24 protein-coding genes and 1 pseudogene are annotated in these 22,249 nt (G+C 61.4%); 16 read left to right on the plus strand and 9 right to left on the minus strand.

The window, feature by feature from the left end:
* The first annotated feature begins 25 nt into the window (after positions 1–25).
* Together AC070A_RS27725 and AC070A_RS27730 are read left to right on the plus strand one after the other, a co-directional pair.
* Entirely contained in the window at positions 26–643 is a 618-nt protein-coding gene (locus AC070A_RS27725; RefSeq protein ID WP_057249502.1) for a CMD domain protein, read from the plus strand.
* Positions 644–665: 22 nt separating this feature from the next.
* Positions 666–1,268 (plus strand): alkylhydroperoxidase domain protein, encoded by a 603-nt coding sequence (locus AC070A_RS27730; RefSeq protein WP_112994952.1) that lies wholly within the window; start codon positions 666–668, stop codon positions 1,266–1,268.
* Positions 1,269–1,365: 97 nt separating this feature from the next.
* Here the strand turns inward: AC070A_RS27730 and AC070A_RS27735 are convergent, their stop codons facing one another.
* The gene (locus AC070A_RS27735) at positions 1,366–2,427 is read right to left on the minus strand and encodes a porin (protein ID WP_112994951.1); all 1,062 of its coding nucleotides are present in this window, start codon (positions 2,425–2,427) and stop codon (positions 1,366–1,368) included.
* A 676-nt stretch (positions 2,428–3,103) separates the two neighbouring features.
* Between AC070A_RS27735 and AC070A_RS27740 the strand changes: the two genes are divergently transcribed.
* Complete coding sequence (locus AC070A_RS27740; protein ID WP_492384107.1) at positions 3,104–3,475, plus strand: hypothetical protein; 372 nt, start codon at positions 3,104–3,106, stop codon at positions 3,473–3,475.
* 122 nt (positions 3,476–3,597) lie between these two features.
* Here the strand turns inward: AC070A_RS27740 and AC070A_RS27745 are convergent, their stop codons facing one another.
* The 3 genes from AC070A_RS27745 to AC070A_RS27755 form a co-directional block, all read right to left on the minus strand.
* Entirely contained in the window at positions 3,598–4,008 is a 411-nt protein-coding gene (locus AC070A_RS27745; protein ID WP_057249508.1) for a DUF983 domain-containing protein, read from the minus strand.
* A 185-nt stretch (positions 4,009–4,193) separates the two neighbouring features.
* Positions 4,194–5,591 (minus strand): aminotransferase-like domain-containing protein, encoded by a 1,398-nt coding sequence (locus tag AC070A_RS27750; protein ID WP_492384106.1) that lies wholly within the window; start codon positions 5,589–5,591, stop codon positions 4,194–4,196.
* 113 nt (positions 5,592–5,704) lie between these two features.
* A complete protein-coding gene (locus AC070A_RS27755; protein WP_492384105.1) occupies positions 5,705–6,325 on the minus strand; it encodes a LysE family translocator in 621 nt (206 codons plus the stop codon).
* Positions 6,326–6,391: 66 nt separating this feature from the next.
* Between AC070A_RS27755 and AC070A_RS27760 the strand changes: the two genes are divergently transcribed.
* From AC070A_RS27760 to AC070A_RS27770, 3 genes are all read left to right on the plus strand, one after another.
* Positions 6,392–7,321, plus strand: a complete 930-nt coding sequence (locus tag AC070A_RS27760) for a LysR family transcriptional regulator (RefSeq protein ID WP_113737163.1) — start codon at positions 6,392–6,394, stop codon at positions 7,319–7,321.
* 197 nt (positions 7,322–7,518) lie between these two features.
* A complete protein-coding gene (locus AC070A_RS27765) occupies positions 7,519–8,265 on the plus strand; it encodes a pentapeptide repeat-containing protein (RefSeq protein WP_082615791.1) in 747 nt (248 codons plus the stop codon).
* Positions 8,244–8,504: a hypothetical protein gene (locus AC070A_RS27770; protein WP_425987633.1), complete on the plus strand. Its 261-nt coding sequence runs from the start codon at positions 8,244–8,246 to the stop codon at positions 8,502–8,504. Before AC070A_RS27765 ends, AC070A_RS27770 begins: the two co-directional genes overlap by 22 nt.
* 157 nt (positions 8,505–8,661) lie before the next feature.
* On the opposite strand, the gene AC070A_RS27775 is transcribed toward AC070A_RS27770, so the two are convergent.
* From AC070A_RS27775 to AC070A_RS27785, 3 genes are all read right to left on the minus strand, one after another.
* Positions 8,662–9,924 carry a type II toxin-antitoxin system HipA family toxin gene (locus AC070A_RS27775; RefSeq protein WP_112994947.1) on the minus strand — a complete coding sequence of 421 codons (1,263 nt, stop codon included), beginning with the start codon at positions 9,922–9,924 and terminating at the stop codon, positions 8,662–8,664.
* Positions 9,921–10,151 (minus strand): helix-turn-helix transcriptional regulator, encoded by a 231-nt coding sequence (locus tag AC070A_RS27780; RefSeq protein ID WP_057249517.1) that lies wholly within the window; start codon positions 10,149–10,151, stop codon positions 9,921–9,923. Before AC070A_RS27780 ends, AC070A_RS27775 begins: the two co-directional genes overlap by 4 nt.
* A 401-nt stretch (positions 10,152–10,552) precedes the next feature.
* Positions 10,553–11,128 (minus strand): nucleoside 2-deoxyribosyltransferase, encoded by a 576-nt coding sequence (locus tag AC070A_RS27785; RefSeq protein WP_113737165.1) that lies wholly within the window; start codon positions 11,126–11,128, stop codon positions 10,553–10,555.
* Between the two features lie 216 nt (positions 11,129–11,344).
* On the opposite strand from AC070A_RS27785, the gene AC070A_RS27790 reads away from it, so the two are divergent.
* Complete coding sequence (locus AC070A_RS27790) at positions 11,345–11,788, plus strand: acyl-CoA thioesterase (RefSeq protein WP_112994944.1); 444 nt, start codon at positions 11,345–11,347, stop codon at positions 11,786–11,788.
* On the opposite strand, the gene AC070A_RS27795 is transcribed toward AC070A_RS27790, so the two are convergent.
* Positions 11,776–12,735: a LysR family transcriptional regulator gene (locus AC070A_RS27795; RefSeq protein WP_057249523.1), complete on the minus strand. Its 960-nt coding sequence runs from the start codon at positions 12,733–12,735 to the stop codon at positions 11,776–11,778. The two genes, AC070A_RS27790 and AC070A_RS27795, sit on opposite strands and share 13 nt — an antisense overlap.
* Positions 12,736–12,877: 142 nt before the next feature.
* On the opposite strand from AC070A_RS27795, the gene AC070A_RS27800 reads away from it, so the two are divergent.
* From AC070A_RS27800 to AC070A_RS27840, 9 genes are all read left to right on the plus strand, one after another.
* Positions 12,878–13,660: an ABC transporter substrate-binding protein gene (locus tag AC070A_RS27800; protein WP_057249525.1), complete on the plus strand. Its 783-nt coding sequence runs from the start codon at positions 12,878–12,880 to the stop codon at positions 13,658–13,660.
* A gap of 77 nt (positions 13,661–13,737) precedes the next feature.
* The gene (locus AC070A_RS27805) at positions 13,738–14,385 is read left to right on the plus strand and encodes an amino acid ABC transporter permease (RefSeq protein ID WP_113737166.1); all 648 of its coding nucleotides are present in this window, start codon (positions 13,738–13,740) and stop codon (positions 14,383–14,385) included.
* A gap of 13 nt (positions 14,386–14,398) precedes the next feature.
* The gene (locus tag AC070A_RS27810) at positions 14,399–15,058 is read left to right on the plus strand and encodes an amino acid ABC transporter permease (protein ID WP_113737167.1); all 660 of its coding nucleotides are present in this window, start codon (positions 14,399–14,401) and stop codon (positions 15,056–15,058) included.
* The gene (locus AC070A_RS27815; protein ID WP_057249531.1) at positions 15,055–15,819 is read left to right on the plus strand and encodes an amino acid ABC transporter ATP-binding protein; all 765 of its coding nucleotides are present in this window, start codon (positions 15,055–15,057) and stop codon (positions 15,817–15,819) included. Before AC070A_RS27810 ends, AC070A_RS27815 begins: the two co-directional genes overlap by 4 nt.
* An 11-nt stretch (positions 15,820–15,830) precedes the next feature.
* Positions 15,831–17,465, plus strand: coding sequence for a N,N-dimethylformamidase beta subunit family domain-containing protein (locus AC070A_RS27820; protein WP_492384104.1), 1,635 nt, complete (start codon positions 15,831–15,833; stop codon positions 17,463–17,465).
* Positions 17,466–17,477: 12 nt separating this feature from the next.
* Positions 17,478–18,845, plus strand: a complete 1,368-nt coding sequence (locus AC070A_RS27825) for an aminotransferase family protein (RefSeq protein WP_492384103.1) — start codon at positions 17,478–17,480, stop codon at positions 18,843–18,845.
* Between the two features lie 10 nt (positions 18,846–18,855).
* Complete coding sequence (gene kce / locus AC070A_RS27830) at positions 18,856–19,800, plus strand: 3,5-dioxohexanoate:acetyl-CoA acetone transferase (RefSeq protein ID WP_492384102.1); 945 nt, start codon at positions 18,856–18,858, stop codon at positions 19,798–19,800.
* 71 nt (positions 19,801–19,871) lie between these two features.
* Positions 19,872–20,366 carry a GNAT family N-acetyltransferase gene (locus tag AC070A_RS27835; protein ID WP_425988170.1) on the plus strand — a complete coding sequence of 165 codons (495 nt, stop codon included), beginning with the start codon at positions 19,872–19,874 and terminating at the stop codon, positions 20,364–20,366.
* A gap of 30 nt (positions 20,367–20,396) precedes the next feature.
* Entirely contained in the window at positions 20,397–21,422 is a 1,026-nt protein-coding gene (locus AC070A_RS27840) for a histone deacetylase family protein (RefSeq protein ID WP_492384101.1), read from the plus strand.
* A gap of 75 nt (positions 21,423–21,497) precedes the next feature.
* Here the strand turns inward: AC070A_RS27840 and AC070A_RS27845 are convergent.
* Positions 21,498–22,213, minus strand: a pseudogene (locus AC070A_RS27845) (LysR substrate-binding domain-containing protein).
* Between the last annotated feature and the right edge of the window lie 36 nt (positions 22,214–22,249).

Consider the following 22,249-nt stretch of genomic DNA (forward strand, 5'->3'; position numbering starts at 1 on the left):
TTCACCCAGTAGAGGAGACAAAGCCATGACCCAAGTGTCACCAGACATCATCGATCTGCTCGCGGGCATCACCCCGGGATCGAGCCTCGACAGCATACGCGCCCAACGACCGGAAACGCGAGAACAGGCGCAGCAAAGCTATCTCGCGCTTTTTCGACCCAAGGCACCCGGCGACGTCTCCCTGGCGGAGCGGCAGACAATTGCGAGCTTCATCGCCGGACTTCACCGTCAACCGGATATCTATGAATTCTACGTCAATCCCCTGGAGGAAAGCGGTACGGATCGCTGGCTTGTCGAGGTATTGAAGGCGGAGATTGGGTCAGGGCAGGCGACGGGTCCCTACGGCGATTACCCCGAGGGGCCCTTGAGCGTCGAGAACAAGGCGGGTCTGCTTTATCGCGTCTCGGACACAAACCGCGACGTGCTCGGCGAAAAGCTCTCAGCGGCGCTGGAACATGCCCATCTGCTCGTCTTCCGCCCGCGCGAGGCCAGCCCGCAAGCGCTGCAGGCGCTGCTCGACGCCGGCTGGACGACAGATGGCATCGTCACGCTGTCGCAACTCGTCTCGTTTGTCGCGTTCCAGATCCGGGTGATCGCCGGGCTCAGCCTGCTTTCCGCCGCATCGAAACGTGCCGCCGCATAAGACGTCGAGAGGAACCGCGACAATGACTGAAGTTGCCATCACACCGGGCGTAGAAAATCCTCCTGTAACCTTCACCCAGGCCGAAATCGGCTGGACGCCGTGGCTCCAGCCCTTGGCGGAGGACGATCTGACCGATCGACACCTCCGCGGGCTTGTCGAAGCGGCGCGCGCAAAGTCTCCCTATTTTCGCCTGCTGGTACGCGATCCGGAGGTACTGGAGGCACGTACGAAGACGGACAAGGACATCTTCTACAATACCCGCACGGGCTTGCCACGCGCGGAGCGCGAACTCGCGGCCACGGCCGCCTCGCGTTCAAATGGCTGCATCTTCTGCGCATCGGTCCACGCGCGCTTCGCGTCTCATCATTCGAATCGAGGCGACGATGTGCAAAAGCTGTTGGATGAGGGTGTCGGTGCCGACCTTGGCGAGCGATGGAATGCAATCGTTGCCGCCTCCGTCGCGCTGACTGCGACACCGCCCGCCTTCGGCGACGAGCATGTCGCACGCTTGGCTGCGGCCGGCCTTGATGAATTGGAAATCGCCGATGTGATCCACGGCGCCGCGTTCTTCAACTGGGCGAACCGTCTGATGCTTTCGCTGGGCGAGCCAACCCCAGCCAATTGATCAGCGCCGGATTCGGCGGCTGACGTATTTCGCTGGCAATAAGAAAGCCCGCAACCTCGGCAGAGGTTGCGGGCCATTGCATCCGATGGTGGTCGGATTAGAAGTTGCGCTGCAGACGGACGAAGCCCTTGACCTGCTCGTCGGCATTGTCCTTGTCTTCGTACTGAACGGAGATGCGGGTCGCCAGACCTTCGGTGATCGCGTAGTCGAGCGTTACGCCAGCGCGCCACATGTCGTCGTCACCGAAATCGGTGAACGAGGTCTGCAGGCTATCCCAGTACTGGACACCGGGGGTGATCTTCAGCTTGTCGGTGGCCTTGAAGGCGTACGACGCTGCAACGGACCACTCGGAAGCCTTCCAGTAGGTGTTCGGGTTCGAAGCCCAGATGCCGGCAAGCTGGAAGGTGCCCGGTCCGAGGTCTGCCGAGAGCAGGCCGCGGATTGCGCCTTCTTCCCACTCGGTGTCGTAGCCGCCGAGCAAGTCGAACGAAACGCCGCCGACTGAAGCCGAAACGATACCGGAGATGCCGATGCCGTTTGCCTTGGTGGACCAGCCTTCGAGCTCGTCGACCGAGATACCGGCCTGGAACGAACCGCCGTCGTAGAGGTAGGCGACCGAGTTGAATTCGGTGACGTTGCCGAGCGTGTCGGTTTCGCCGTTGATACCCTTATCCCACCAGTTGTAGAAGAAACCGGCCTTCAGGCCGCCGAGCTGGATGTAGGCTTCATCAACGTCGATGAAGTCGCTATCGCCAGAATCGGTGTCGTTGTCGGCGTTGAACTCAGCAGCGAAGAAGCCGGTGAGCGTGCCATACTCGGTGTCGCTCTTGGCGTCGAACGAGATGTAAGCGCGCGAGAAGGCATCCCAGTCCGAGGTGGAATAGTTCGGGCCGCCGTTGCCGAGGAAGTCATGCTTCGCCTGGTTGTAACGGCTGGTCGAAGCGTCACTACCGAACGAGGTCTGGAAACGGATGAAGCCGCCGATCTTGAGGCAGGTTTCGGTGCCCGGGATGTAGAAGTAGCCAGTGCCGAAAGCGTCGCAAACGCGAACATATTCCATGGGCTCCGGCTCGGCTGCGACGATTGCGTCAGCTGCCTGGGCGCCGGAGACTGCTGCGAGGGCAGCAGCGGAGCCGAGAAGAAGACTTTTGATATTCATACGGACGATCTCTCTAATGGTTTTCAAGGTCAACAAGGCCCGACCCTGGTGTCCCCCAGAGAATTATCGGCTACCTCGCTCGCGCTGCGACGAAATGAACCGGCCACGATGACTCGCGGCGGGCAGCGGCGACACCGCTATCATCGCCAAACGACAGCTTTGTAACAATTTTGTTTCGAATCTTCGGAGAACTTCTTTGATATATAGTGTGGCACAATAGTCACTATCACGTGTTTCTAAAATAAAAATGACCGCTTATAGATAGTAATGAATCCGAATGATATTTTGACGGCGAGGAACTATTGACAACAATCCCTCGTAAAAACTTCATACACTACACATTGACGGTTTGGTTTCTCTATTTTACCTAGTGCCGGCCTTTGAGAAGAGAGGCTTCCGGTGAAGAGCGCCGTCAACGATCAACGGTTGGCGGCGCCATTAGTTTTTTTGGGGTTTTTCTACTCTGGGAGGCGACCGACCGTTCGCGATCAGTGCTGCAGCGACCCACACGCAACGCCTCTAAAAGCTGCTTAGAAGGGAACCGCTGCGCTGACGCTCCGGCGCGCTCCTGATGGTCGCGACTTGCTTGACGAAATGAAACCAATGATTGTAATTCCTCCTAGGACACAGGCCCGCAAGGCGATCCAGCCTGCACGGTCCCATCGGAGATTTCGGCATGAATCGATGTGCATTCCTCATCGCCGCGGCAGTCATGTCGCTCTCGGATGCATCTTCATCTTTCGCAGCAAAGGCGACCACGGCAGTAACGGTCATTGCTTATTCTTGCGAACAAGGTCCGGTTACCATTGCCTATGCGAAGAAGAAGAGCGGTGAGGAGTCCGTGCTGGCGGAACTTGCGGGCAAAACCGTCCGAATGTGGCGCCTTATCGACCGCTCCGAGGAGATGTATGTGTCTCCGCACGGTGACGGAGGCAGTTACCGTTGGCGGATTGGGGACGAGTTCGGGGCATTGACTTGGCTTGGCCCGGAGGCGGATGCCAAGGAGAAGGTTCTGTTCGACCAGTGCCGCGCTGTATCGAACAGGTGATCGGCCTTCCTGGCGGATGCGGGCGGACGGTATCTGCCGCCTGACAAGGCGCGCCGCCACCTGAAGACGGTCGCCGCACTATCGGCGACCGGTAGCCACGTTCTCGCAGTGAAGCGCGGTCATTACTGCGTTGTCGCAACCGGCGGATCCGCACTTCGCCTGACGACCTTGCCCTCCTCGGCCTTGTAGAAGAACTGGCTTGAGACGAGCCATCCCTTCAAGGGTCGAAGCGGTGGAATACATGTCAGCAGCATGAACGGGCCGGTGACCAGCAGATGCACCCAGAGCGGCGCGCTATACTGAACCTCGAGCCAGACGCCAAGAAGCACGCTTGGCACACAGGCAAAACAGATGACGAAGAAGGCGGGGCCATCGGCTGGATCTGCGAAAGAATAGTCGAGACCGCAGACTTCGCACTCCTTGCGCATCTTCAGGAACCCCTGGAAGAGGTGTCCTTGTCCGCAGCGCGGGCAACGGCCGCGCAGACCGGTCTGCATGGGTGGGATGGGTGGCCATTCGTGATCCGAAGACATTGTCGTTCCTTTCAGGCGTCTCGTCCGGCGCATCCTGATGTTCGCCGATGTTGCCTGGTATGCGGCCAGCCATTCCTAGGCGCCGCCTCAGGTCCGGAGGATTAAGCGCCCGAAAGCATACATTGTCAAATTATTGTATGCATACATTGCTGCGACAATTTCGCCCGCCAGCAGCACCGTTTCCCTTAGACCACGAGGCTGGATGCGGCGGGGGATTGGCCGAGGAGGTCAGCGATGGTCAACAGGCTGCGGCGCAATTCTTCTTGTGTGGCAGCCGCGCCCAGCCCCAGGCGTACGGCTTCCGGGGCCGGGCCGACGGCAAAGGCGTCACTCGGAACGACCGCGATGCCCGCCGCCTGCAGCCGCCCGCTGAACTCGCCGCGGGTCCAGGGCCGCGGCAGGCGCAACCAGACATGAAAGGCATGAGGGTCGCTGACGGCCGTGTCTTTCGGAAGGACGTTTTCGGCTATCTTTTGCCGAGCGGCTGTTTCGGTGCGGATCGCGCCAAGGACGGCATCTGCCGTTCCATCCTCGATCCAGCGGGTGGCGATAGCGGCTGTGAGGGGCGACGCCAGGCCGGCGGTTGCCCGGATGGCGCCCTCGATCCGGACCGAGCTGCGGCTATCCGGCACGACGAGATAAGCGATGCGGAGCGCCGGCGAGAGGCATTTCGCCAGGCCCCCGATATAATAGACAAGATCCGGCGCCAGCGCAGCAAGCGCGGGCGGCGGTGCCACCGGGAGGGCGCCATAAGCGTCATCTTCAATGATCGCCACGCCATGTCGTCTGGCGACGGCGACGATGGCTTCGCGGCGCTCCAGCGAGAGCGTGACGGTCGTCGGGTTGTGAAGCGTCGGATTGCAGTAGAGGGCCTTTAATGTATGCGTCGAGCAAAGCTCCTCAAAGGCTTCCGGAATAAGGCCTTTGTCATCGATGGCGACCCCCAGCAGCGTGATGCCGAGATGGGCGGCGAGCGCCCGAAGACCCGGGTAGGCAATCGCCTCGGCGCATATGGTGTCGCCTGCCTTGGCCAAACTGCTGAGCGCGGCAAGCAGCGCGCCTTGCGCGCCAGGGCAGACCAGCATGCGCCCGACTGGCACCTCGCCGAGGCGCGGTCTCAGCCAGGCGGCGCCGGCGGCTCTGTTGTGCAGTGTGCCGGCGGGCGCCTGATAGCGCATCAGAAGGTCGAGCCCGTGCTCAGCCTGAAGTGCTGCCATGTCATCCCAGAGCCGCGCAGAAAGCGCGTGATCGTCAAACAACGGTGGCAGATTCATGCTCATGTCTACAATGCCACCGGTCGCCGGACGGGCGACATTGGCCCGCCGTGCCTTAACATAGGTGCCCTGGCCGACGCGGCCTTCCACGTGGCCACGGTGCCTCGCTTCGTTGTAAGCACGGCTAACGGTGGTGAAGTCGATCCCCAGCGCTTCTGCCAGCACGCGCTGCGGCGGCAGTCGCATCCCGTCCGCAAGCCGTCCATCGGCAATATCCGCGGCAATCGCATCCGCGATCGCGAGATAGAGAGGTCCATCAGCCTTGCGAATGGTGGGGCTCCACGAAATCTGCAAGCGTTCGTCGTTCATCGCTACAATATCCGGTCTTGATAATTGTATGGATATTGCATGCTTCCGCGTCCCAGGCAAGGCATATGGCCGATAATGACAGGAGATAGGCGCCTGTCAGAGGTTCGCCGCAGCTAGGGTCTGGTGACACTCGTCGTTGCCAGGAGAAGGCCGAAACTCACCAACAAGGCGCCGAAGACGCGATCGATCCAATGCCGCAGTCGAAGAAGGCGAACACGCACGACACCGAACGAAAAGAACAAGGCCACCAAGGCGAACCAGACGATATGGGCGGCTGCGATGAAGCCGCCATAGCCGACTTGCAAAAGCAGCGGGGTCGTCGGTTCGACGACCTGCATGAAGAGGCTGACGATAAAGACCGTCGTTTTTGGATTGAGCGCGTTGGTGAAAAACCCGGTGCGCAGGGCGCCGAGATCGGAAAGCGCCGGAACGTCGAGCTTTTCCAGCGGGCCCGGAGGCTTGGCGCGCAACATCTTGAAACCGAGCCAGATCAGGTAGGCGGCACCGCCAAGCTTCAAGATGCTGAAGAGAAGGATCGATCGCCGGATGACAAGCCCGACACCCAGGATGGTATAGGCGACATGGACGCAGACACCTGCGCCGATCCCGAGCGCAGTCAAAACGCCGGCCCGTCGGGACAGCAAAAGACTGTTGCGCGTGACCATCGCGAAATCGGGGCCGGGGCTGATAACAGCCAAGATCGTTATGGTGACTACGGCTAACAGTTCCGTCATTGCATTTCTCGCTTGTTCCGTCGATGTTGCAGAAGCAATAGGCGACAAACGGTGCGGCGACTAACGATGAATTCTGACGATATTGGTGAGCCTAGCTCACAGATTAACGTCGTTCGCCTGCCGCCTATGGCAGCGCTTCGCTGCTTCGAGGCGGCGGCGAGGCTCGAAAGCTTCAGCCGCGCTGCGGAGGCATTGCATCTAACCCATGGCGCGATCAGCCGGGCAGTCCGTCTCATGGAGGACGAGTTGGGCGTGGCGCTGTTTGAAAGGCGAAGTCGGCGCGTCTTCCTGACGGACGCCGGCCGCAAGCTCGCGACTGCCGTGCGCGAGGGCTTTGCTCTCGTCGAGGCCGCCGTCCGGGAGATCAGGGAAGAGGCGAGGGTGTCTGCCCTCGTGGTTTCCTGCGAGCCGACGCTTCTGATGCGCTGGCTCATCCCGAGGTTGCCGGATTTTCAAGGGCGGCACCCGGAAGTTCCGGTACATCTCGTTGCCGGGGGCGGTCCGGTAACCCTGGGGCGCGGCATCGATCTCGCTATCCGGCGAAACGATTTCCTGCAGACGGGCGCGGTCCATGCGACCCCGCTGTTTCGCGAACGCACTGGCCCCGTCTGCCGTGTCGACAAGGTTGCGTCTTTTTTCGACCGGCCTGACGCGGGCAGCCTGCCGGAACTGCGCGCCGATGCGGTTCTCCTCCATTCGCGTAGCCGCCCGGACGCGTGGGAAACCTGGGCGAGGCTCGCCGATTGCCGCACGCTCGGGCGGCGCTCACAGAGTTTCGAGCATTTCTACATAAGCCTTCAGGCCGCTGTCGCCGGCATCGGCGTCGCGATCGGGCCTTGGCAGCTTGTTCGTGACGACGTCGATAGTGGCATTCTGGCCGCGCCGATGGGATTTATCGAGGACGGAACGGTCTACCAACTGCTCGCACCAGCAGCCATTGTCGAGGGGAGCCCCCACGCCAAACTGCGCGACTGGCTGTTGGAAGCCGCTATCTGAAACGAAGCGTTTTCAATTCTGTTATTTGCATAAAGGGCAACAACGTCATACGTTTACCGCCGAAGCACGCACAACCGGGGATGCCGATCATCCAAAGGGTGTGTATGCCATCTGAAATACAAACCATTCGACCCCGCGGGTCCCGGAGCGGCGCCATGACTATCCTCAAAACCGATCTCGACCACGGGTGCGGCGCGATGCGCCAGTCCACGGCGCTGCGCCGGAAAACGCTGAACGGGACGGCTCGCACGGTGAAAAATTTGCTGGCGCCGGCAATCACGGCTTGCCTTGTCGCCCTGGCGGCGCCGGCGGTCGGCCACGCCGCGAGTTGCAAGGACGCGGCCGCACCCGGCGCTGATTGGACCGACTGCAACAAGAAGGCGCTCATGCTTGGCGGTAGCGATCTGCAAGGTGCCAATCTGGTCAACACGGATTTCACCTTGACCGACCTGCGGGGCGCCAATCTGATTGGCGCCAACCTGGAGAAGGCAACACTGGTGCGTTCATCGGTGGCTGGTGCCTTGGCCGAAGGGGCGAACTTTTCGAAAATCGAAGCCTATCGCTGCAATTTCGCCGGTATCGCCGCCGAGAAGGCATCCTTCGTCAACTCCGAACTGCAGCGGGCCAATTTCAGCGGCGCCCGGCTGACGGGTACGAGCTTCGAGAAAGCCGAACTCGGACGGGCGAATTTCGATAGGGCGGAATTGACCGGAACCCGCTTTTCTCACGCCAATCTGTCGCGCGCCAGCTTTAGCAACTCGAGCTTCACGGGACCGATCGACTTCGATGGTGCGTTCATGTTCCTGACGCGGATCGAGGGCGTAAACCTCTCCGAGGCGACCGGGCTCGAACAGGAGCAGGTCGACATGACCTGCGGCGATAGCTCGACCAAATTGCCAGCCGGTCTGAACACACCGGCGGGGTGGCCCTGCGCCTCCGATTAGAGGCTTTCGCTGCCCTCCGAACACTCGCGGGGTGCGTTCGACCTGAACTTCGACGAAAGCTCTTACCGATGACGGCGGGACGGCAGTTTCGCGACTCCGCCCCGCGCGTGCTTCGCGAAATCGACCGGGTCCGCGACGAAAGCGACACACCTGAAAACGAGCCACTGCATCCCGATCCGGCGTCCGGAAAGCCGTGGCCTATTTTTGTGCCCGATCCCGACGTGGAAGATAGCGGCTGATTTATCAACGCTTGGGCCGGCAGTGCGGACGGCGCAGATGCCGGGCGGGGATGCGTTGCCGAAGCGTTGGATGTGACAAGCAGCTAATCTGATCGCGGAATTCGTGGTGGTGGTGGTGGTGAAACAAAGCCTTTTAGGATTGCACTCCGCAGTTCGGCTAAATCGACAACCTGACGAGTTTGGCGCGGCCCGCGATCAAGTCCGCAAAGTGATTTATCGTAGCGGAATCGATGCGGAGGTGTGAGATGTCTTCCAATACTCTCGCTACCGCTTCAGCGGTGGAGTCGACCAAGTCTGTAATCCGGCGGCGTACCAAACGGAAACCAACTCCGGCTTCCTTTGCAAAAGCCTGCCAACCATCGGCGTCCATCTCGGCGAGAGTGGCACGCTTTCCGATCCTCATGGCCATTTTTGGTGAAAGGTCTGGATAGGCAACGGTTGAAAGCAGGTCGTACAACGGAGCCATTCCAGGTCCCTGCTCATCGTAGAGGAATGAGAAATTCTTGCCGTGTGCGTCGGCATTCCCGACGATAAGGTTAAAGATCGCGGCGTCCAGCAGCTTCAACACATCTGTAGCGGGCCGCGCCGATACTCGCCGCAATAGCTCAAAGCAATCCTTGAATGTCGGTCCGCCTTCGCTGGCATACTTCGTTTCAGGAGGCACGCTTAGCGCCTGGCAAAAATCTTCCTGGTGTATGCGTCGCACGACGCCGCTGGCATCGCGGACACGGTCATATCTTTCGACCAGAAGAAACGAGCGCCCTTCCGCAGACCTCGGCTCGACGGGGGCGACGTCTAGGCCGATCGTGGCGCCGAGCTTCATAACGAAGGCTTCGTTTTCGGTCGTCCCTGGGAAGCGCGCGATCGGCGGCTTAAGTATGTGTGTGGTCGCCTGGCCGGGAAGCGGAAGCGCGATCTGCCCGTCAACCAGAACAACTGGCACTTTCGATTGCGCGCCCGCCAACGATAGTCTCAAGCCTTCCTCGCCGGCCAGTAGCGGCCGCAAAGGAAGTGCGTCCAGCACGCGAACGATTCCTGCGTCGTCAAGTGGCGTCGGCTGCAGGTCCGCAATCGGTCCTGTCTCTATGGGTTCCTGATCTTCCGGCAAGAATTGAAGAGCGCCGGCAACATCGCCGCCCAAGCGATCGAGTAGCGCGAAATCATTTGCAGGTGAGACGCCCAATGCTTGCGCTGCAACCAAGCGCTGGCTTTCTTCGGGCAGCAGGCCGCCAAAAAATGGTCTGCATTCACGACGGGAAAAACGCTGCGGGCGCTTCGGGAGGGAGGCTGAAAGCGGAAGTGTGCTTTCATCATCAAGCCAAGCTTCAGCGTAGGCGAAACCGATATCGCCGTGCCGATCCTGGGAGAATTGCCCGACAATTCGACCATCCCACCAGACGTTGAGAACCCTTTTCATCATTGTCTGCGTTCACCAGGAACCAGAATATCGACCGAACAGCCGAGCGTTTGCAGAACCTGCAACACTTTTCCTATCTGCGCTGTCGGCTTGCCGGCCTCGAGATCGACAATGAACCGGAGCCCGACGCCAGCAACGCCGGCGAGTTCGTCCTGCCGCAAGTTTTGCTCCTTGCGTGCGCTTCGGACCAGGGCGCCGATATCAGATGGAGTTTTGACCCGTTTTGCCATCGTTATTTTCCCGCTCGGGAAATTATCAGCATATTGGGTGCTCTGTCGAGATTAATTTTCCCGAACGGGAAAATTAACGCGGCCGCATGATGTCTTACGCAGATAATTTCCCGATCGGTAAACTCTATAGGAGGTTGGCTCGGCGCGGCCAATCGATCGATGCGGCTGAGCGGCGCTTGTGGCAATCGAGTCCGGTTTCAGGTCAAGCAAAGAAATTGGCACCATTCGTCGCGATCGCATCCTTCAAAGAAGCGAGAACTGCTTCGGACGTGCAATTTGCGTCGATAGAGCGGCCGGCCGCAACGATATCAGAGATATAAGTTTCGGCGATCGGGCCGTCACGGTCGATGATTTCTTCGAATTCGGCAGGCCCTCGCCGGACGACAGGACCAACCGCAACTCTACGCCAGGTGCCGCTTTGCGGCGATGGCCAGGCATTCCTTGAAAGCCTCGAGGTCGGTAGAGCGATCGGCCTCTGGCACTTCGCGCTTGATCAGCGCCCCCTCGCGGCGAAGGATGCCACCATCCAGCATCAGATTGTCGGCCATGTCGAAATCTTCGATGCTGAGGCCGTCGGCGCCTGCCATGCGTCCGTCGGGGCGCTGTGCAGCGTTGCCTCTGTAATGATCATTCAGGATGCGTTCGTAGTAGCTGCGCGAAGTGTTGGTATAGGCATAGACGTGCTTGCCGCGGCCGCACATGAAGCCGAGCTCGAACACCGTGCCGACATCGGCACTGATGCCGCGAAACGGCGTCAGGTTGGCGATGATCATATCCGAGGCGAGCATCATGCCCTCGTCCACCGCATAGATCGCAAGGCCGCGTTCATGTTTGGTGGGCGCCGGCGGGATTTCGAGATCGCCCGGCACCAGCGGCGTGAAGCCGGCCGCCCGCGCCAGCGCCGCCTTCTCCTTCTGGATCTCGACCGCATTGGGCAGAAAAACTTCCGGGCCAGCGAGATAGACTTTCACGCTCATTCCTCCTCACGTCGCAAGCGGTCAATCTAGGAGAGCAACGCAGCCGCGCCTAGCTGCCGACCAAAACAAGCGCGCTTACCCACGGATTTTTCTCATCTTTTGCCAAGCCGATGTAGACGCGGCCGCCGATGTGACGTTGGTCCGGATCGCCATGGACAGAAGCGCCGGGCGTCCGCTATGTCTGGCAACCGACCTTACGCAACGATCGAGGCACCCATGTCCATCCAAGCTTTGACTACCTATGTCGGCGTCGCTCACCCCTGGATGTGCGACACGATGGGACACATGAATGTGCGCCACTACGCCGCAATGTTCGACGATGCGAGCTTCCAGCTTCTCGGCCACATCGCCGGCGTGGAGACGGAATCGGGCAGGGGGTGGGCAGACGTGCGCTCCGAGGTCGAATACAAACACGAAACCAAGGCTGGCGCGCTGATCTCCATCCGGTCGTGCGTCATCAAGCTTGGCCGCTCGTCGGTCACCTTCGAGCAGATCATGTCCGGTACGCTCGACGGCATCGTGCATGCGGTCAACAGGACCACGACCGTACGTTTCGATCTTGAGGCACGCGCGGCCATTGCGTTGGAGCCAGACGCGCGGGCGCGCGCCGAGGCGCTCCTGTCAAGCAACGAGCCTGCACGCGCAGATCAATCGGCATAGACGCGTTCTTCAACCGGCGTTTCTGCGATCAGCGTCTGCAAACCGGCGATCAGCGCCTTCTCGGCCCGGTTGATCGCTTTCTCCGGGTTCGTCAGCATGAAGATGTCGATGGCGGGCGGATTGTCATAGGGTGGCAGGCGCCACAGGAGCCCGTCCGCCACATCGCGGCGGGCGACATGCAGCGGCAGCGAGCCGACGCCGAGACCGGCGAGCGTCATCCGGCGCACCTCTTCGAGACTTGACGAAACGCCGACGACATTGGCGTTGAGCTTGGCTTCGCTGCGAAGCAGCGCCACAGGCCGAAGCGCGTCGGCGATATGGTCGGTATGGAAGGAAACCGACGTCTCGCCCTTGAGGTCGGCAAGCTTCAATCCGTCCCTGCCGAACAACCGGTGGTGCGGGCCGCAGAAAAAGCCGAAAAACTCCCGGAAGACCATCAGATAGTCGAGCGCCGGATCCCGGACACTGACAAGACAAAGACCGAAGGAGGCACGCTTCTCCCGCACCTGGCGCGTGACCTCGCCGCTTGGTCCGACGTTGATCGTCAGCGTGGCGCGCGGATAGCTACGGTGAAACTCCATCAGCGCCCGATCGAAGATCGGAGACACCACATGGCTTGCAACCGCGATCGTGACATGGCCGGTGACGTCGTCGCTGACGCCGCGCACGAGTTGCGGCAGCTGCGAGATCGTGCCGAAGACTTCCACGCTCTGCTCATAAAGCAACTGTCCGACTTCTGTGAGATCGAAACGCGTCGCGTCACGTTCGACGAGCCGGCGTCCAACGCGGTCTTCCAGCCGTCGAAGCGCGTTGCTGACGCTCGGTTGCTTGAGGTTCAGCCGCTCGGCCGCGCGCGTGATGCTTTTCACCTCGGCAATCACCACGAAGGTGCGCAGCAGGTTCCAGTCGAGCTCCCAGACGAGCCGTTCCAATCGCGGTGATGCCATTCCTGAAATCTATGCCTTCTATTTCCATTATCTATTTGCGCAATGCTGAAGCAGAAGCAATCATGAAATTCGGAAGGCGCCCCTTGCCAATCCCAAGCGCACAGGAAGGCGCGCCCCAATCCAGAGGAACGAGGAACATTTCATGAAGACCCTATTCTCCGGCCTCTTGGCCGCGACGCTCACCATTGCTGCGACTTTTTCCGCCGTCTCGGCTCGGGCTGACGACCTGGAGAACGTCAAGTCCGCCGGCGAACTGAAGATCGCCATGTCGGGCCAGTACCCGCCCTTCAATTTCGTCAATGAAGAAAACCAGGTCGTTGGTTTCGACGCCTCGATCGGCCAGGCGATCGCCGAGCGCGTCGGCGTCAAGGGCACGCTGGTGACCACTGCCTGGGACGGTATCATCGCCGGCCTGCTTGCCAACAAATACGATACGATCGTCGGCTCGATGACAATCACCCCGGAGCGCGAAAAGGTCGTGGACTTTGTCGGCCCCTATTACCATGCCGGCCGCGCCGTTTTCGTCAGCGAAGCATCTGGTGTCCAGAAGCTCGACGAACTCAAGGGCAAGACGCTTGGCGTCACGCTCGGCGAAACGCACGAAAAATGGGCACGCGAGCAGGGCGGCTGGGACGTTCGCACCTACAAGGGCCTGCCGGAACTGCTGATGGAACTGAAGAGCGGCCGCGTTGATGCGATTGTCGTCGACAACATTCCCGTCATGGTCGCCGTCAAGGAAACCGGCGAGAAGGTCCGCCGTCTCGAAACGCCGGATATCGAAGGCGGCAGCGTCGCGATCGGTATCGCCATCCGCAAGAACAATCCGGAACTGAAGGCGGCGATGCAGAAGGCACTCGAGGACATGCTGGCAGACGGCTCCTACGAGAAGATCGCGATGCAATGGGTCGGCAGCGACATCCGCTGATCCCCTACGCTTCCGTCTCTCCGGCCGCCGCATGAGCTGCGGCCGGAGATCATGAGTTTGCCTTCCGGAGTTTCCCCATGGACGTTTCGCTGGTGCAGCGCGTCTTCCCGTTTTTCGTGGAAGCGGCGTGGATCACGATCGAGATCTCGGTACTTGCGCTTGCGCTCGGCCTCGTCGTTGCGTTCCTGATATCGGCCGCAAAGATGTCGCGCTCGTTCCTTTTGCGCGCCTTCGGCACCGCCTATGTCAGCCTGTTTCGCGGCACGCCCTGCCTCATCCAGCTTTTCGTGCTCTACTTCGGTGGCCCGCAGATCGGTATCAATCTGGAGCCCTTGGCTGCCGGCGTCATCGGCCTCGGTCTCAATATCGGCGCCTACATGGCAGAATCCATCCGCGGCGCCATCCTGTCGGTTGACCGTGGGCAAACGGAAGCCGCCCGCTCGATCGGCTTCAGCCGGTTCCAGACCATGCGCAAGGTCGTGTTGCCGCAAGCCGCGCGTCTCATGATCCGCCCGCTCGGCGTCAATGCCGTGGCGCTCGTCAAGGGATCGGCGCTGGTCTCGACGATCTCGGTGGTCGAACTCACCTACACCGCGCAGCGCTACATCGGCTCGACCTACAAGCCGTTCGAGATCTTCGGCGTGGCCGCCGTGCTCTACATGCTCATCGTCTATGTCGTCGCGCGGATCGTCGATCTGCTTGATCGACGCTACGCCATAGCCTGAGGGAGTGCGCCATATGCAAGGTCTCGATTTCAGCGTCGTTCCACCCTATGCCGATATCCTCTGGATGGGTGTCTGGTGGACGGTCGTTCTGACCATTTCCGCCGCAGCGATCAGCTTCATCTTCGGCATCGTTTTCGCCCTCGTCGTGCTCTACGCACCGAAGTCGGTGGCCCTCCCGGTGCGCGGTTTCATGTGGCTGTTCATGGGCACGCCGCTGCTCCTGCAACTGTTCCTGATCTATTACGGGCTCGGGCAGTTGGGCCTCAAGATCCCTGCCTTGATCGCCGGCATCATCGGTCTCGGCCTGCACTTTGCCGTCTACAATGCCGATATCCTTCGCGCCGGTATCGTGGCCGTCGATCCCGGCCAGACGGAGGGCGCGCGCAGCCTCGGCTTCGGCCGCATGCAGACGCTGCGCTACTTCATCGTGCCGCAGGCGACCCGCAACACCATTCCCGCCATGGGCAACAACCTGATCGTGCTTCTGAAGGAATCGTCCCTCGTCTCGATCATCGGCATTGCCGAACTGGTGCACGCAGCACAGCTCGCGATCAGCGAGACATTCCGGCCGTTCGAATTCTACATCACGGTTGCCGCTCTCTATTACATCCTCAATCTCGTCCTCGAAGCGGGTCTGCGCCAGGTCGAAAAGAACGTGGAGGTCTCCCGATGACCGCTCAGAAACCCATGGTCGAAGTCAAGGGCGCCCGCAAAAACTACGGCGCGCTGGAGGTCCTGAAGGGCATCGACCTCTCCGTTGCCCGAGGACAGATCGTCGCGATCATCGGCCCGAGCGGGTCGGGCAAGAGCACGCTGTTGCGGTCGATCAACCACCTGGAGACGCTGAATGGCGGCGAGGTCTGGCTCGATGGCGTAAAGGTCAACCAGAGCCTGAAGGGCCAGGCCTTCGAGCGGCACATCAATGCGGTGCGCCAGCAGATGGGCATGGTGTTTCAGCACTTCAATCTGTTCCCACATCTGACAGTGCTACAGAACATCACCATGGGCCCGATCATCCTGAAGGGAATGGGCAAGGCTGCGGCGCGTGAGCTCGCCATCGAGCTTCTGTCGAAGGTGGGGCTCAAGGATAAGGTCGACGCCTTTCCGTCGCGGCTTTCCGGTGGTCAGAAACAGCGCGTCGCGATCGCCCGGGCGCTCGCCATGCAGCCCAAGGTGATGCTCTTCGACGAGGCCACCTCGGCGCTCGACCCGGAACTGGTCGACGAGGTGAACGCCGTCATGAAACAGCTCGCTGCCGAGCACATGACCATGCTGATCGTCACCCACGAGATGCGCTTTGCCGGCGAGGTCGCCGATCGCGTGCTCTTCATGGATGGCGGGGTCGTCGTCGAGCAAGGGGCGCCGAGCGAGATCTTCCGCCAGCCGACGCAGGAGCGCACCCGGGCGTTCCTCAAGAAATACCTGGCAGCGTGATGGGTGCCGCGATGGACAAAAGCAATCAGTATCCCGATTTCGGCCTGACGCCGGAACAGCGCCGCGAGGCGGTGCTCGGTCACTATTACGAATATCCGGGCATGGACGGTGAGCGCGGCGAGATCTGGTGCTACACCGACGCCTATGCCTATCCGTCCGGTGCCACCGCGCGGCTACAAGTGAGCTCTTCAGCTTCACGGTTCTCGCTCGAAATTACGCGCGATGGAGCGACAGAGACGACGGTTTTCAAGCGCGACGCGCTCGATGCGCGCTGGCAGGAAACGCCGGACCAATGTTCGGTCATCGGCTGCGGCTGGGAAACGTGCTTCGAATTCAAGATTGCCGAAGACTGGCCGTCCGGCGCTTACCGCATCACGCTGAGAGCCGAGGGCAGGGATGGCGCGCCGATCCATTGCCACCATCTCTTCATCGTGCGGCCACTCGCCGGTCGCAAGCCGGGCCGGGTGCTGCAGGTGGCGGCCACCGGCTCCTGGACCTCGTATAACACCTGGGGCGGGTCGAACCACTACCAGGGGATCACCGGCCCCAACCGCGATCAGTATGCGACGACCGTCAGCATCGACCGTCCGTTCTGCCGTGGCTTCGTCGTGCTGCCCCCGGATGCTCCACGGGTGCCCTTGGAAATCTATGCGCCGATGGCGGTTGCCCCGCGCTATCCGCACATGGAATGGGCCTATGCCAACGGCTATTCCAAGAAATATGCCTCGTCCGGCTGGGCGAGCTATGACAGCCACTTCTTCCGCTGGGCGGAACGTCAAGGTTATGCCGTCGATCTCGCCAGCCAGCACGAGCTTCATTTCAACCCGGAGATCCTCGACGGCTACGATTGCGTCGTCTTCGTCGGCCATGACGAATACTGGACCTGGGAAATGCGCGATGCGGTCGACAACTATGTCGAACGCGGCGGAAAGGCGGCGCGCTTTGCCGGCAACTTCATGTGGCAGACGCGCCTCGAAGACGGCGGCAAGCGCCAGGTTTGCTACAAATACCGCTCACGGGCCGAAGACCCAGCCTATCGCTCGACAGATCCGACGCGCACCAGCGGCTCCTGGGAAGCGGCCGAGATCGGCCGGCCTGGGGCGGCGACATTCGGGCTCAACGCCACCCGCGGCCTTTACGTCGGCTGGGGCGGTTGCGCCCCGCGTGGTGCGCGGGGCTTCCCGGTCTATCGGCCGGAGCATTGGGCCTTCTCCGGAACGGGCATCTATTACGGCGATATCCTCGGTTCGGAAGGCCATGCGTTTGGTTACGAGGTTGATGGCCTCAACTATATTATCCGTAACGGCCTGCCGGAGCCGACGGAGGACAGCGGCGCGCCGGACGGGCTCGAAATCCTCGCGCTCGGCATGTCGTCGCTGAAGGAAGAAAGCGCCGACATTCCGGCGGACGACCAATTCCTTTCCGATGCCGACGCGAAATTTGTCGCCGAAACGCTGATCGGCGACACTGCCCCTGCGGCCGTCGAACGCGTTAAGCGCGGCTGCGGCATGATCGTAAACTTCCCGCGCGGCAAGGGCGAGGTGTTCCACGCCGGCAGCTGCGAATGGGTGGCGGCGCTCAAACGCGGTGACGCGATGGTCGAGCGCGTCACCGCTAATGTTCTCAATCACTATCTCACTCGCTGACAGAGATTTGCCATGCTCAAGACGACAGCTTCCAACGAACGACCTGCCTCGCATCTCTTCTACCAGTCGCGCCTGCGTCGGCCGCTGGTCGATCGGGCCGAAGGCATCTATCTCTGGGACCAGGACGGACGCCGGGTAATCGACGGCTCAAGCGGCGCCATGGTGGTCAATATCGGTCACGGCAACCGCAATGTGCTCGATGCCATGAAGAGCCAGATGGACCGCGTCACTTTCGCCTATAGGCTGCACTTCGAAAACGAGCCGGCCGAGGACTTGGCGCGTCGCGCGGCGGAAAAGCTGCCGGAGGGCATGGACAAGATCTTCTTCGTTTCCGGCGGCTCGGAAGCAGTCGAATCCTGCCTCAAGCTCGCGCGGCAATGGGCGGTTGCGACCGGTCAGAAGGACCGCTGGAAGGTGATATCGCGCTTTCCCTCCTACCATGGCGGCACGCTCGGGGCGCTGGCTGTCACCGGTTATGCGGCGCTCTCCGATCCTTTCTCACCGATGATGCGCGAAATGCCGAAGGTGCCTGCGCCGACCGCCTATCTCGATCGGGACAACCTGACGATGGAGCAGCGCGGCATCAAATATGCCGACATGCTGGAGGAGAAGATCCAGGCGGAAGGCCCGGAGAGCGTGCTCGCCTTCATCATGGAGCCGATCGGCGGCGCTTCCACCGGCGCGCTCGTGGCACCCGACAGTTACTATCCGCGCATTCGCGAGATCTGCGACAAGTACGGCATCCTATTGATCCATGACGAGGTCATGAGTGGTGCTGGCCGCACCGGAAAATTCCTCGGCGGCGACCACTGGAATTGCCGCCCGGATCTGATCGCCCTGTCGAAGGGCTTTGCTTCGGGCTACTGCCCCCTTGGTGCCATGGCCGCACCGTCCCGGATCGTTCAGCCGGTGCTCGACGCCGGTGGGTTCCAGCACGGCTTCACCTATGCAGGCAATCCGCTCGCTTGCGCCGCTGGTCTCGCCGTTCTCGACGAAATCGATCGGCTTGGCCTGATCGATAATGCCGCTGCCATGGGCGATGCTTTGAAGGCTGAACTCGTGGCGCTCTCCAATCGGTTCCCCTTCATCGGCGACGTGCGCGGCAAGGGACTGCTGCTCGCGGCCGAGTTCGTCTCCGATCGTGAGAGCATGAGGCCGTTGCCGAAGGAGTTGAATGCGCACCAGCGCATGGTCGATCTCGCCTATGAGCGCGGCCTGATCATCTATTCACGGCGTACGCGCGGCGGTGTGGAGGGCGACCATTTCCTCGTCTGCCCGCCGATGATCATCACCCGTGAGCAGATCGGCGAGATCGTCGCCATCCTTGGCGACGTACTCGAAGTGCTCGCCGAAGAACTCAATCTTCCCGTCAACCGCTGAGGGCTCGACCATGACGAAGTCCAAAACATCGCGCAGAGTGATCATCACCTGCGCGGTGACGGGATCGGTGCATACGCCGACCATGTCGCCTTACCTGCCGATCACGCCTGACCAGATCGCCTCTGAGGCGATCGCCGCGGCCGAAGCTGGTGCGTCAATCCTGCATCTGCATGCGCGCAACCCTGAGGATGGCCGCCCGTCGGCCGATCCGGCGCTGTTCATGCAGTTCCTTCCGCGCATCAAGCAGTCGACCGATGCGGTAATAAACATCTCCACCGGCGGTTCGTCGCTGATGGCGCTGGAAGATCGGCTTGCGGCTTCGCTGCGCGCCGAACCGGAAATGTGTTCGCTGAACATGGGCTCGATGAACTTCGCTTTGTTTCCGGCGCTCGACAAGCCGACGGAGTGGAAACACGAATGGGAACCGGAGCTTCTCGAAGCAACGCGGAGCTCCATCTTCAAGAACACCTTCGCGGATATGGAATTCATCCTGACGCGGCTTGGCCAGGGCTGCGGCACGCGCTTCGAGTTTGAATGTTATGACGTCGGCCATCTCTATTCGCTGGCGCATTTCCGCGATCGCGGCCTGGTGTCCGGGCACCTCTTCATCCAGTTCGTCTTCGGCGTGCTCGGCGGCATCGGTGCGGATCCTGAGAACTTGACGCACATGAAACGCATCGCCGACAAGCTCTTCGGTGACGACTACAGCTTCTCGGTACTGGCCGCCGGCCGCCATCAGATGCCGATGATCACCATGGCCGCCGCCATGGGCGGAAACGTCCGCGTTGGTCTCGAAGACAGCCTCTACAACGGGCGCGGGACGCTTGCGGTAAGCAATGCCGAGCAGGTCCACCGGATCCGCACAGTTCTCGACGCCTTGTCACTGGAGGTTGCAACCCCTAAGGAAGCGCGCGCGCTTCTCGGCCTCAAGGGCGGAGATCAGGTGGCATTCTGAGGCCGGCGGCACGGGCATGGCTCGACTTGAGCCTTCGCCTGCTGGCAGTGAAAGGGAAAACAGTGACGATGATGCAGCACTCAACGACCGATGTCCGAATTCGCGCAGGCGAACCAGGGGATGCCGACACCATACATAACGCGATCCTGGCTATGGGGCGTGGGCTCGAAATGGCGGACAAGGTCACCTGCACGGTCGATGACTATCGCCGTTTCGGCTTCGGTCCGAACGCCGCCTTCCACAGTCTGATCGCCGAGGCGGGGGCAGATCTTGCCGGTCTTTGCCTGTTCTTCCCGATCTTTTCGACCTGGCGCGGGAGGCCCGGCGTCTTCGTGCAGGATCTGTATGTCGATGATCGTTTCCGTGGCCTCGGTATCGGCGAGCGCCTGCTTCGCGAAGTGGCCACATGGTCGAAGGCGCGGGGCGGCGACTATCTGCGGCTGGAAGTCGACGTGGAGAACTTGCCGGCGCAGCGCCTTTACGAGCGTATCGGCATCACCTGGCAGACGAAAGATCGCGCTCATGCCGCGTATGGCGAGGCGTTCGGGGCTCTGGCCGGGGACTGAAAGTTTGACGACGCAGGAAAGGGAGACAGCATGAAAGCCTTCTATGCAGCCGAACAGAAGCGCCATAACCCGAAGGCCTTTCTCTCGAGCGGCGCGCCGCAGCCCAATCCGGAGCAGCCGGAACGTGTCGAGCGCCTGCTCTCCGGTGCCCGAGCCGCCGGCTGCGAGATCCTGCGGCCCCGCGATCACGGGCTCGGCCCGATCGCCGCGGTGCACACGCCGGAGTATCTCGATTTTCTCGAACATATTTACGCGCGCTGGCAGCGCATTGCCGAGGCTTCGGAGGAGGTGATCCCGAACATCCATCCGCTAGCGCGCAATGGTCGCTACCCGGCGTCCGCCGTCGGTCAGGCCGGTTACCACATGGCCGATACCGCGTGTCCGATCTCGGGCGAAACCTGGGAGAGCGTGTGCTGGAGCGCCTGGAGCGCTGTTGATGCCGCCGATGCGGTCATGGCGGGCGAGCGGGCGGCCTATGCGCTCAGTCGGCCGCCGGGCCACCATGCCTTTGCCGACGTCGCCGGCGGCTTCTGCTTCGTCAACAATTCGGCGGTCGCCGCGCAGCGCTTCCTGACAAATGCTGCCCGCGTGGTGATCCTCGACATCGACCTGCACCATGGCAACGGCACGCAAGGCATCTTCTACCAGCGCTCCGACGTGCTCACGATCTCGATCCATGCGGACCCAGTGCGTTTCTACCCGTTCTTCTGGGGCCATGCGGACGAGCGCGGCGAGGGGCCGGGCCTCGGCTACAACCTCAACCTGCCGCTCGAACGCAAATCCGGCGATGCGGAATTTCTCGCCGCGCTCGACGTCGCCTTCCGCCGCATCCGCGCTTACGCGCCGGACGCGCTGGTTGTCGCGCTCGGCCTGGATGCCTTCGAAGGCGATCCTTTCGGGGGGCTCTCCGTCTCTACTCCGGGCTTTGCCCGGATTGGTGAGGCGATCGCGGGCCTCGGCCTTCCGACCGCGATCGTACAGGAAGGCGGTTATCTCTGCGATGCGTTATCGGACAACCTGACGTCCTTCCTCTCCACCTTTCGCGGCGCGGCATAGCGCTCGAGCAATTCCGGGAAAAATGTGAAGTGGATTTCCGCCCGGAATCGCGTGATCCAAGTGCGCTGACCGTCACTATTGTGTGGTCGGCCGGGTCGTTTTGCGATCGTGCGTGTCGGGATACACGCCCGGCAGCGGCGTCGCGAAGACCGCCTCGCTGTCGTCCGGCCGCAATCGGCCCGCTTCGTCGATAAATCCGCGGATCAGCGGCAGGTGCCGGCGCTCGGCAAGGCAGATGGCATATTCGTCGATGAGTTCGCGGGCGTCGTCGATCGGCACGTAGGCGAGACGGGCATCGTGGCCGAATTCGAGGTCGGCGACGACGCCGCAACCGACACCGTTGGCGATCGCTTCGCGCACCCCTTCGCGCGACGAGATCTCGACGATCTGCTGCACGGTGGTGCCGTGTTCGGCGAGGTTCCTTTCGAAGATCTCGCGTGTGCGTGACCCCCTTTCGCGCATGACGAAGGACATGCCCTCCAGCTCCTCATCTTCACGCCGTCGTGCTCGGCAAGCGGATGGCCGACGGGTACGCATAGCCCGATCCGCATGCTGAGGAAATGAACACCATAAAGGCGCGGATCGTCTGGCGTCTGCGCGGTGATCGCAACATCGGCCCGGTAGTCGAGGATCTGGTCGATGACGCGGGCGGAATTGTCGACCGCGAGCGAGAAGGTCAGTTTCGGCCGGTCGACTTTTAGCCGCGACAAGATCGGCAAAGGATCGGGCCGTCGGCCGCGACGCGCAAATGCCCGCCATTCGAGACCGCTTCGAGAGCTGACGCGCGACAAATTGCATTCGCCGGATCGAACGATCCGGCGGGTGTG

Source organism: Ensifer sp. GW101-20A05, assembly GCF_059424735.1.

Excerpts from the sequence above, each read along its gene's own strand:
- AC070A_RS27725 (WP_057249502.1), top strand. The coding sequence starts at position 26 with ATGACCCAAGTGTCACCAGACATCATCGATCTGCTCGCGGGCATCACC.
- AC070A_RS27730 (WP_112994952.1), top strand. The coding sequence starts at position 666 with ATGACTGAAGTTGCCATCACACCGGGCGTAGAAAATCCTCCTGTAACC.
- AC070A_RS27735 (WP_112994951.1), bottom strand. The coding sequence starts at position 2,427 with ATGAATATCAAAAGTCTTCTTCTCGGCTCCGCTGCTGCCCTCGCAGCA.
- AC070A_RS27740 (WP_492384107.1), top strand. The coding sequence starts at position 3,104 with ATGAATCGATGTGCATTCCTCATCGCCGCGGCAGTCATGTCGCTCTCG.
- AC070A_RS27745 (WP_057249508.1), bottom strand. The coding sequence starts at position 4,008 with ATGTCTTCGGATCACGAATGGCCACCCATCCCACCCATGCAGACCGGT.
- AC070A_RS27750 (WP_492384106.1), bottom strand. The coding sequence starts at position 5,591 with ATGAACGACGAACGCTTGCAGATTTCGTGGAGCCCCACCATTCGCAAG.
- AC070A_RS27755 (WP_492384105.1), bottom strand. The coding sequence starts at position 6,325 with ATGACGGAACTGTTAGCCGTAGTCACCATAACGATCTTGGCTGTTATC.
- AC070A_RS27760 (WP_113737163.1), top strand. The coding sequence starts at position 6,392 with ATGAATTCTGACGATATTGGTGAGCCTAGCTCACAGATTAACGTCGTT.
- AC070A_RS27765 (WP_082615791.1), top strand. The coding sequence starts at position 7,519 with ATGCGCCAGTCCACGGCGCTGCGCCGGAAAACGCTGAACGGGACGGCT.
- AC070A_RS27775 (WP_112994947.1), bottom strand. The coding sequence starts at position 9,924 with ATGATGAAAAGGGTTCTCAACGTCTGGTGGGATGGTCGAATTGTCGGG.
- AC070A_RS27780 (WP_057249517.1), bottom strand. The coding sequence starts at position 10,151 with ATGGCAAAACGGGTCAAAACTCCATCTGATATCGGCGCCCTGGTCCGA.
- AC070A_RS27785 (WP_113737165.1), bottom strand. The coding sequence starts at position 11,128 with ATGAGCGTGAAAGTCTATCTCGCTGGCCCGGAAGTTTTTCTGCCCAAT.
- AC070A_RS27790 (WP_112994944.1), top strand. The coding sequence starts at position 11,345 with ATGTCCATCCAAGCTTTGACTACCTATGTCGGCGTCGCTCACCCCTGG.
- AC070A_RS27795 (WP_057249523.1), bottom strand. The coding sequence starts at position 12,735 with ATGGCATCACCGCGATTGGAACGGCTCGTCTGGGAGCTCGACTGGAAC.
- AC070A_RS27800 (WP_057249525.1), top strand. The coding sequence starts at position 12,878 with ATGAAGACCCTATTCTCCGGCCTCTTGGCCGCGACGCTCACCATTGCT.
- AC070A_RS27805 (WP_113737166.1), top strand. The coding sequence starts at position 13,738 with ATGGACGTTTCGCTGGTGCAGCGCGTCTTCCCGTTTTTCGTGGAAGCG.
- AC070A_RS27810 (WP_113737167.1), top strand. The coding sequence starts at position 14,399 with ATGCAAGGTCTCGATTTCAGCGTCGTTCCACCCTATGCCGATATCCTC.
- AC070A_RS27815 (WP_057249531.1), top strand. The coding sequence starts at position 15,055 with ATGACCGCTCAGAAACCCATGGTCGAAGTCAAGGGCGCCCGCAAAAAC.
- AC070A_RS27820 (WP_492384104.1), top strand. The coding sequence starts at position 15,831 with ATGGACAAAAGCAATCAGTATCCCGATTTCGGCCTGACGCCGGAACAG.
- AC070A_RS27825 (WP_492384103.1), top strand. The coding sequence starts at position 17,478 with ATGCTCAAGACGACAGCTTCCAACGAACGACCTGCCTCGCATCTCTTC.
- kce (WP_492384102.1), top strand. The coding sequence starts at position 18,856 with ATGACGAAGTCCAAAACATCGCGCAGAGTGATCATCACCTGCGCGGTG.
- AC070A_RS27835 (WP_425988170.1), top strand. The coding sequence starts at position 19,872 with ATGCAGCACTCAACGACCGATGTCCGAATTCGCGCAGGCGAACCAGGG.
- AC070A_RS27840 (WP_492384101.1), top strand. The coding sequence starts at position 20,397 with ATGAAAGCCTTCTATGCAGCCGAACAGAAGCGCCATAACCCGAAGGCC.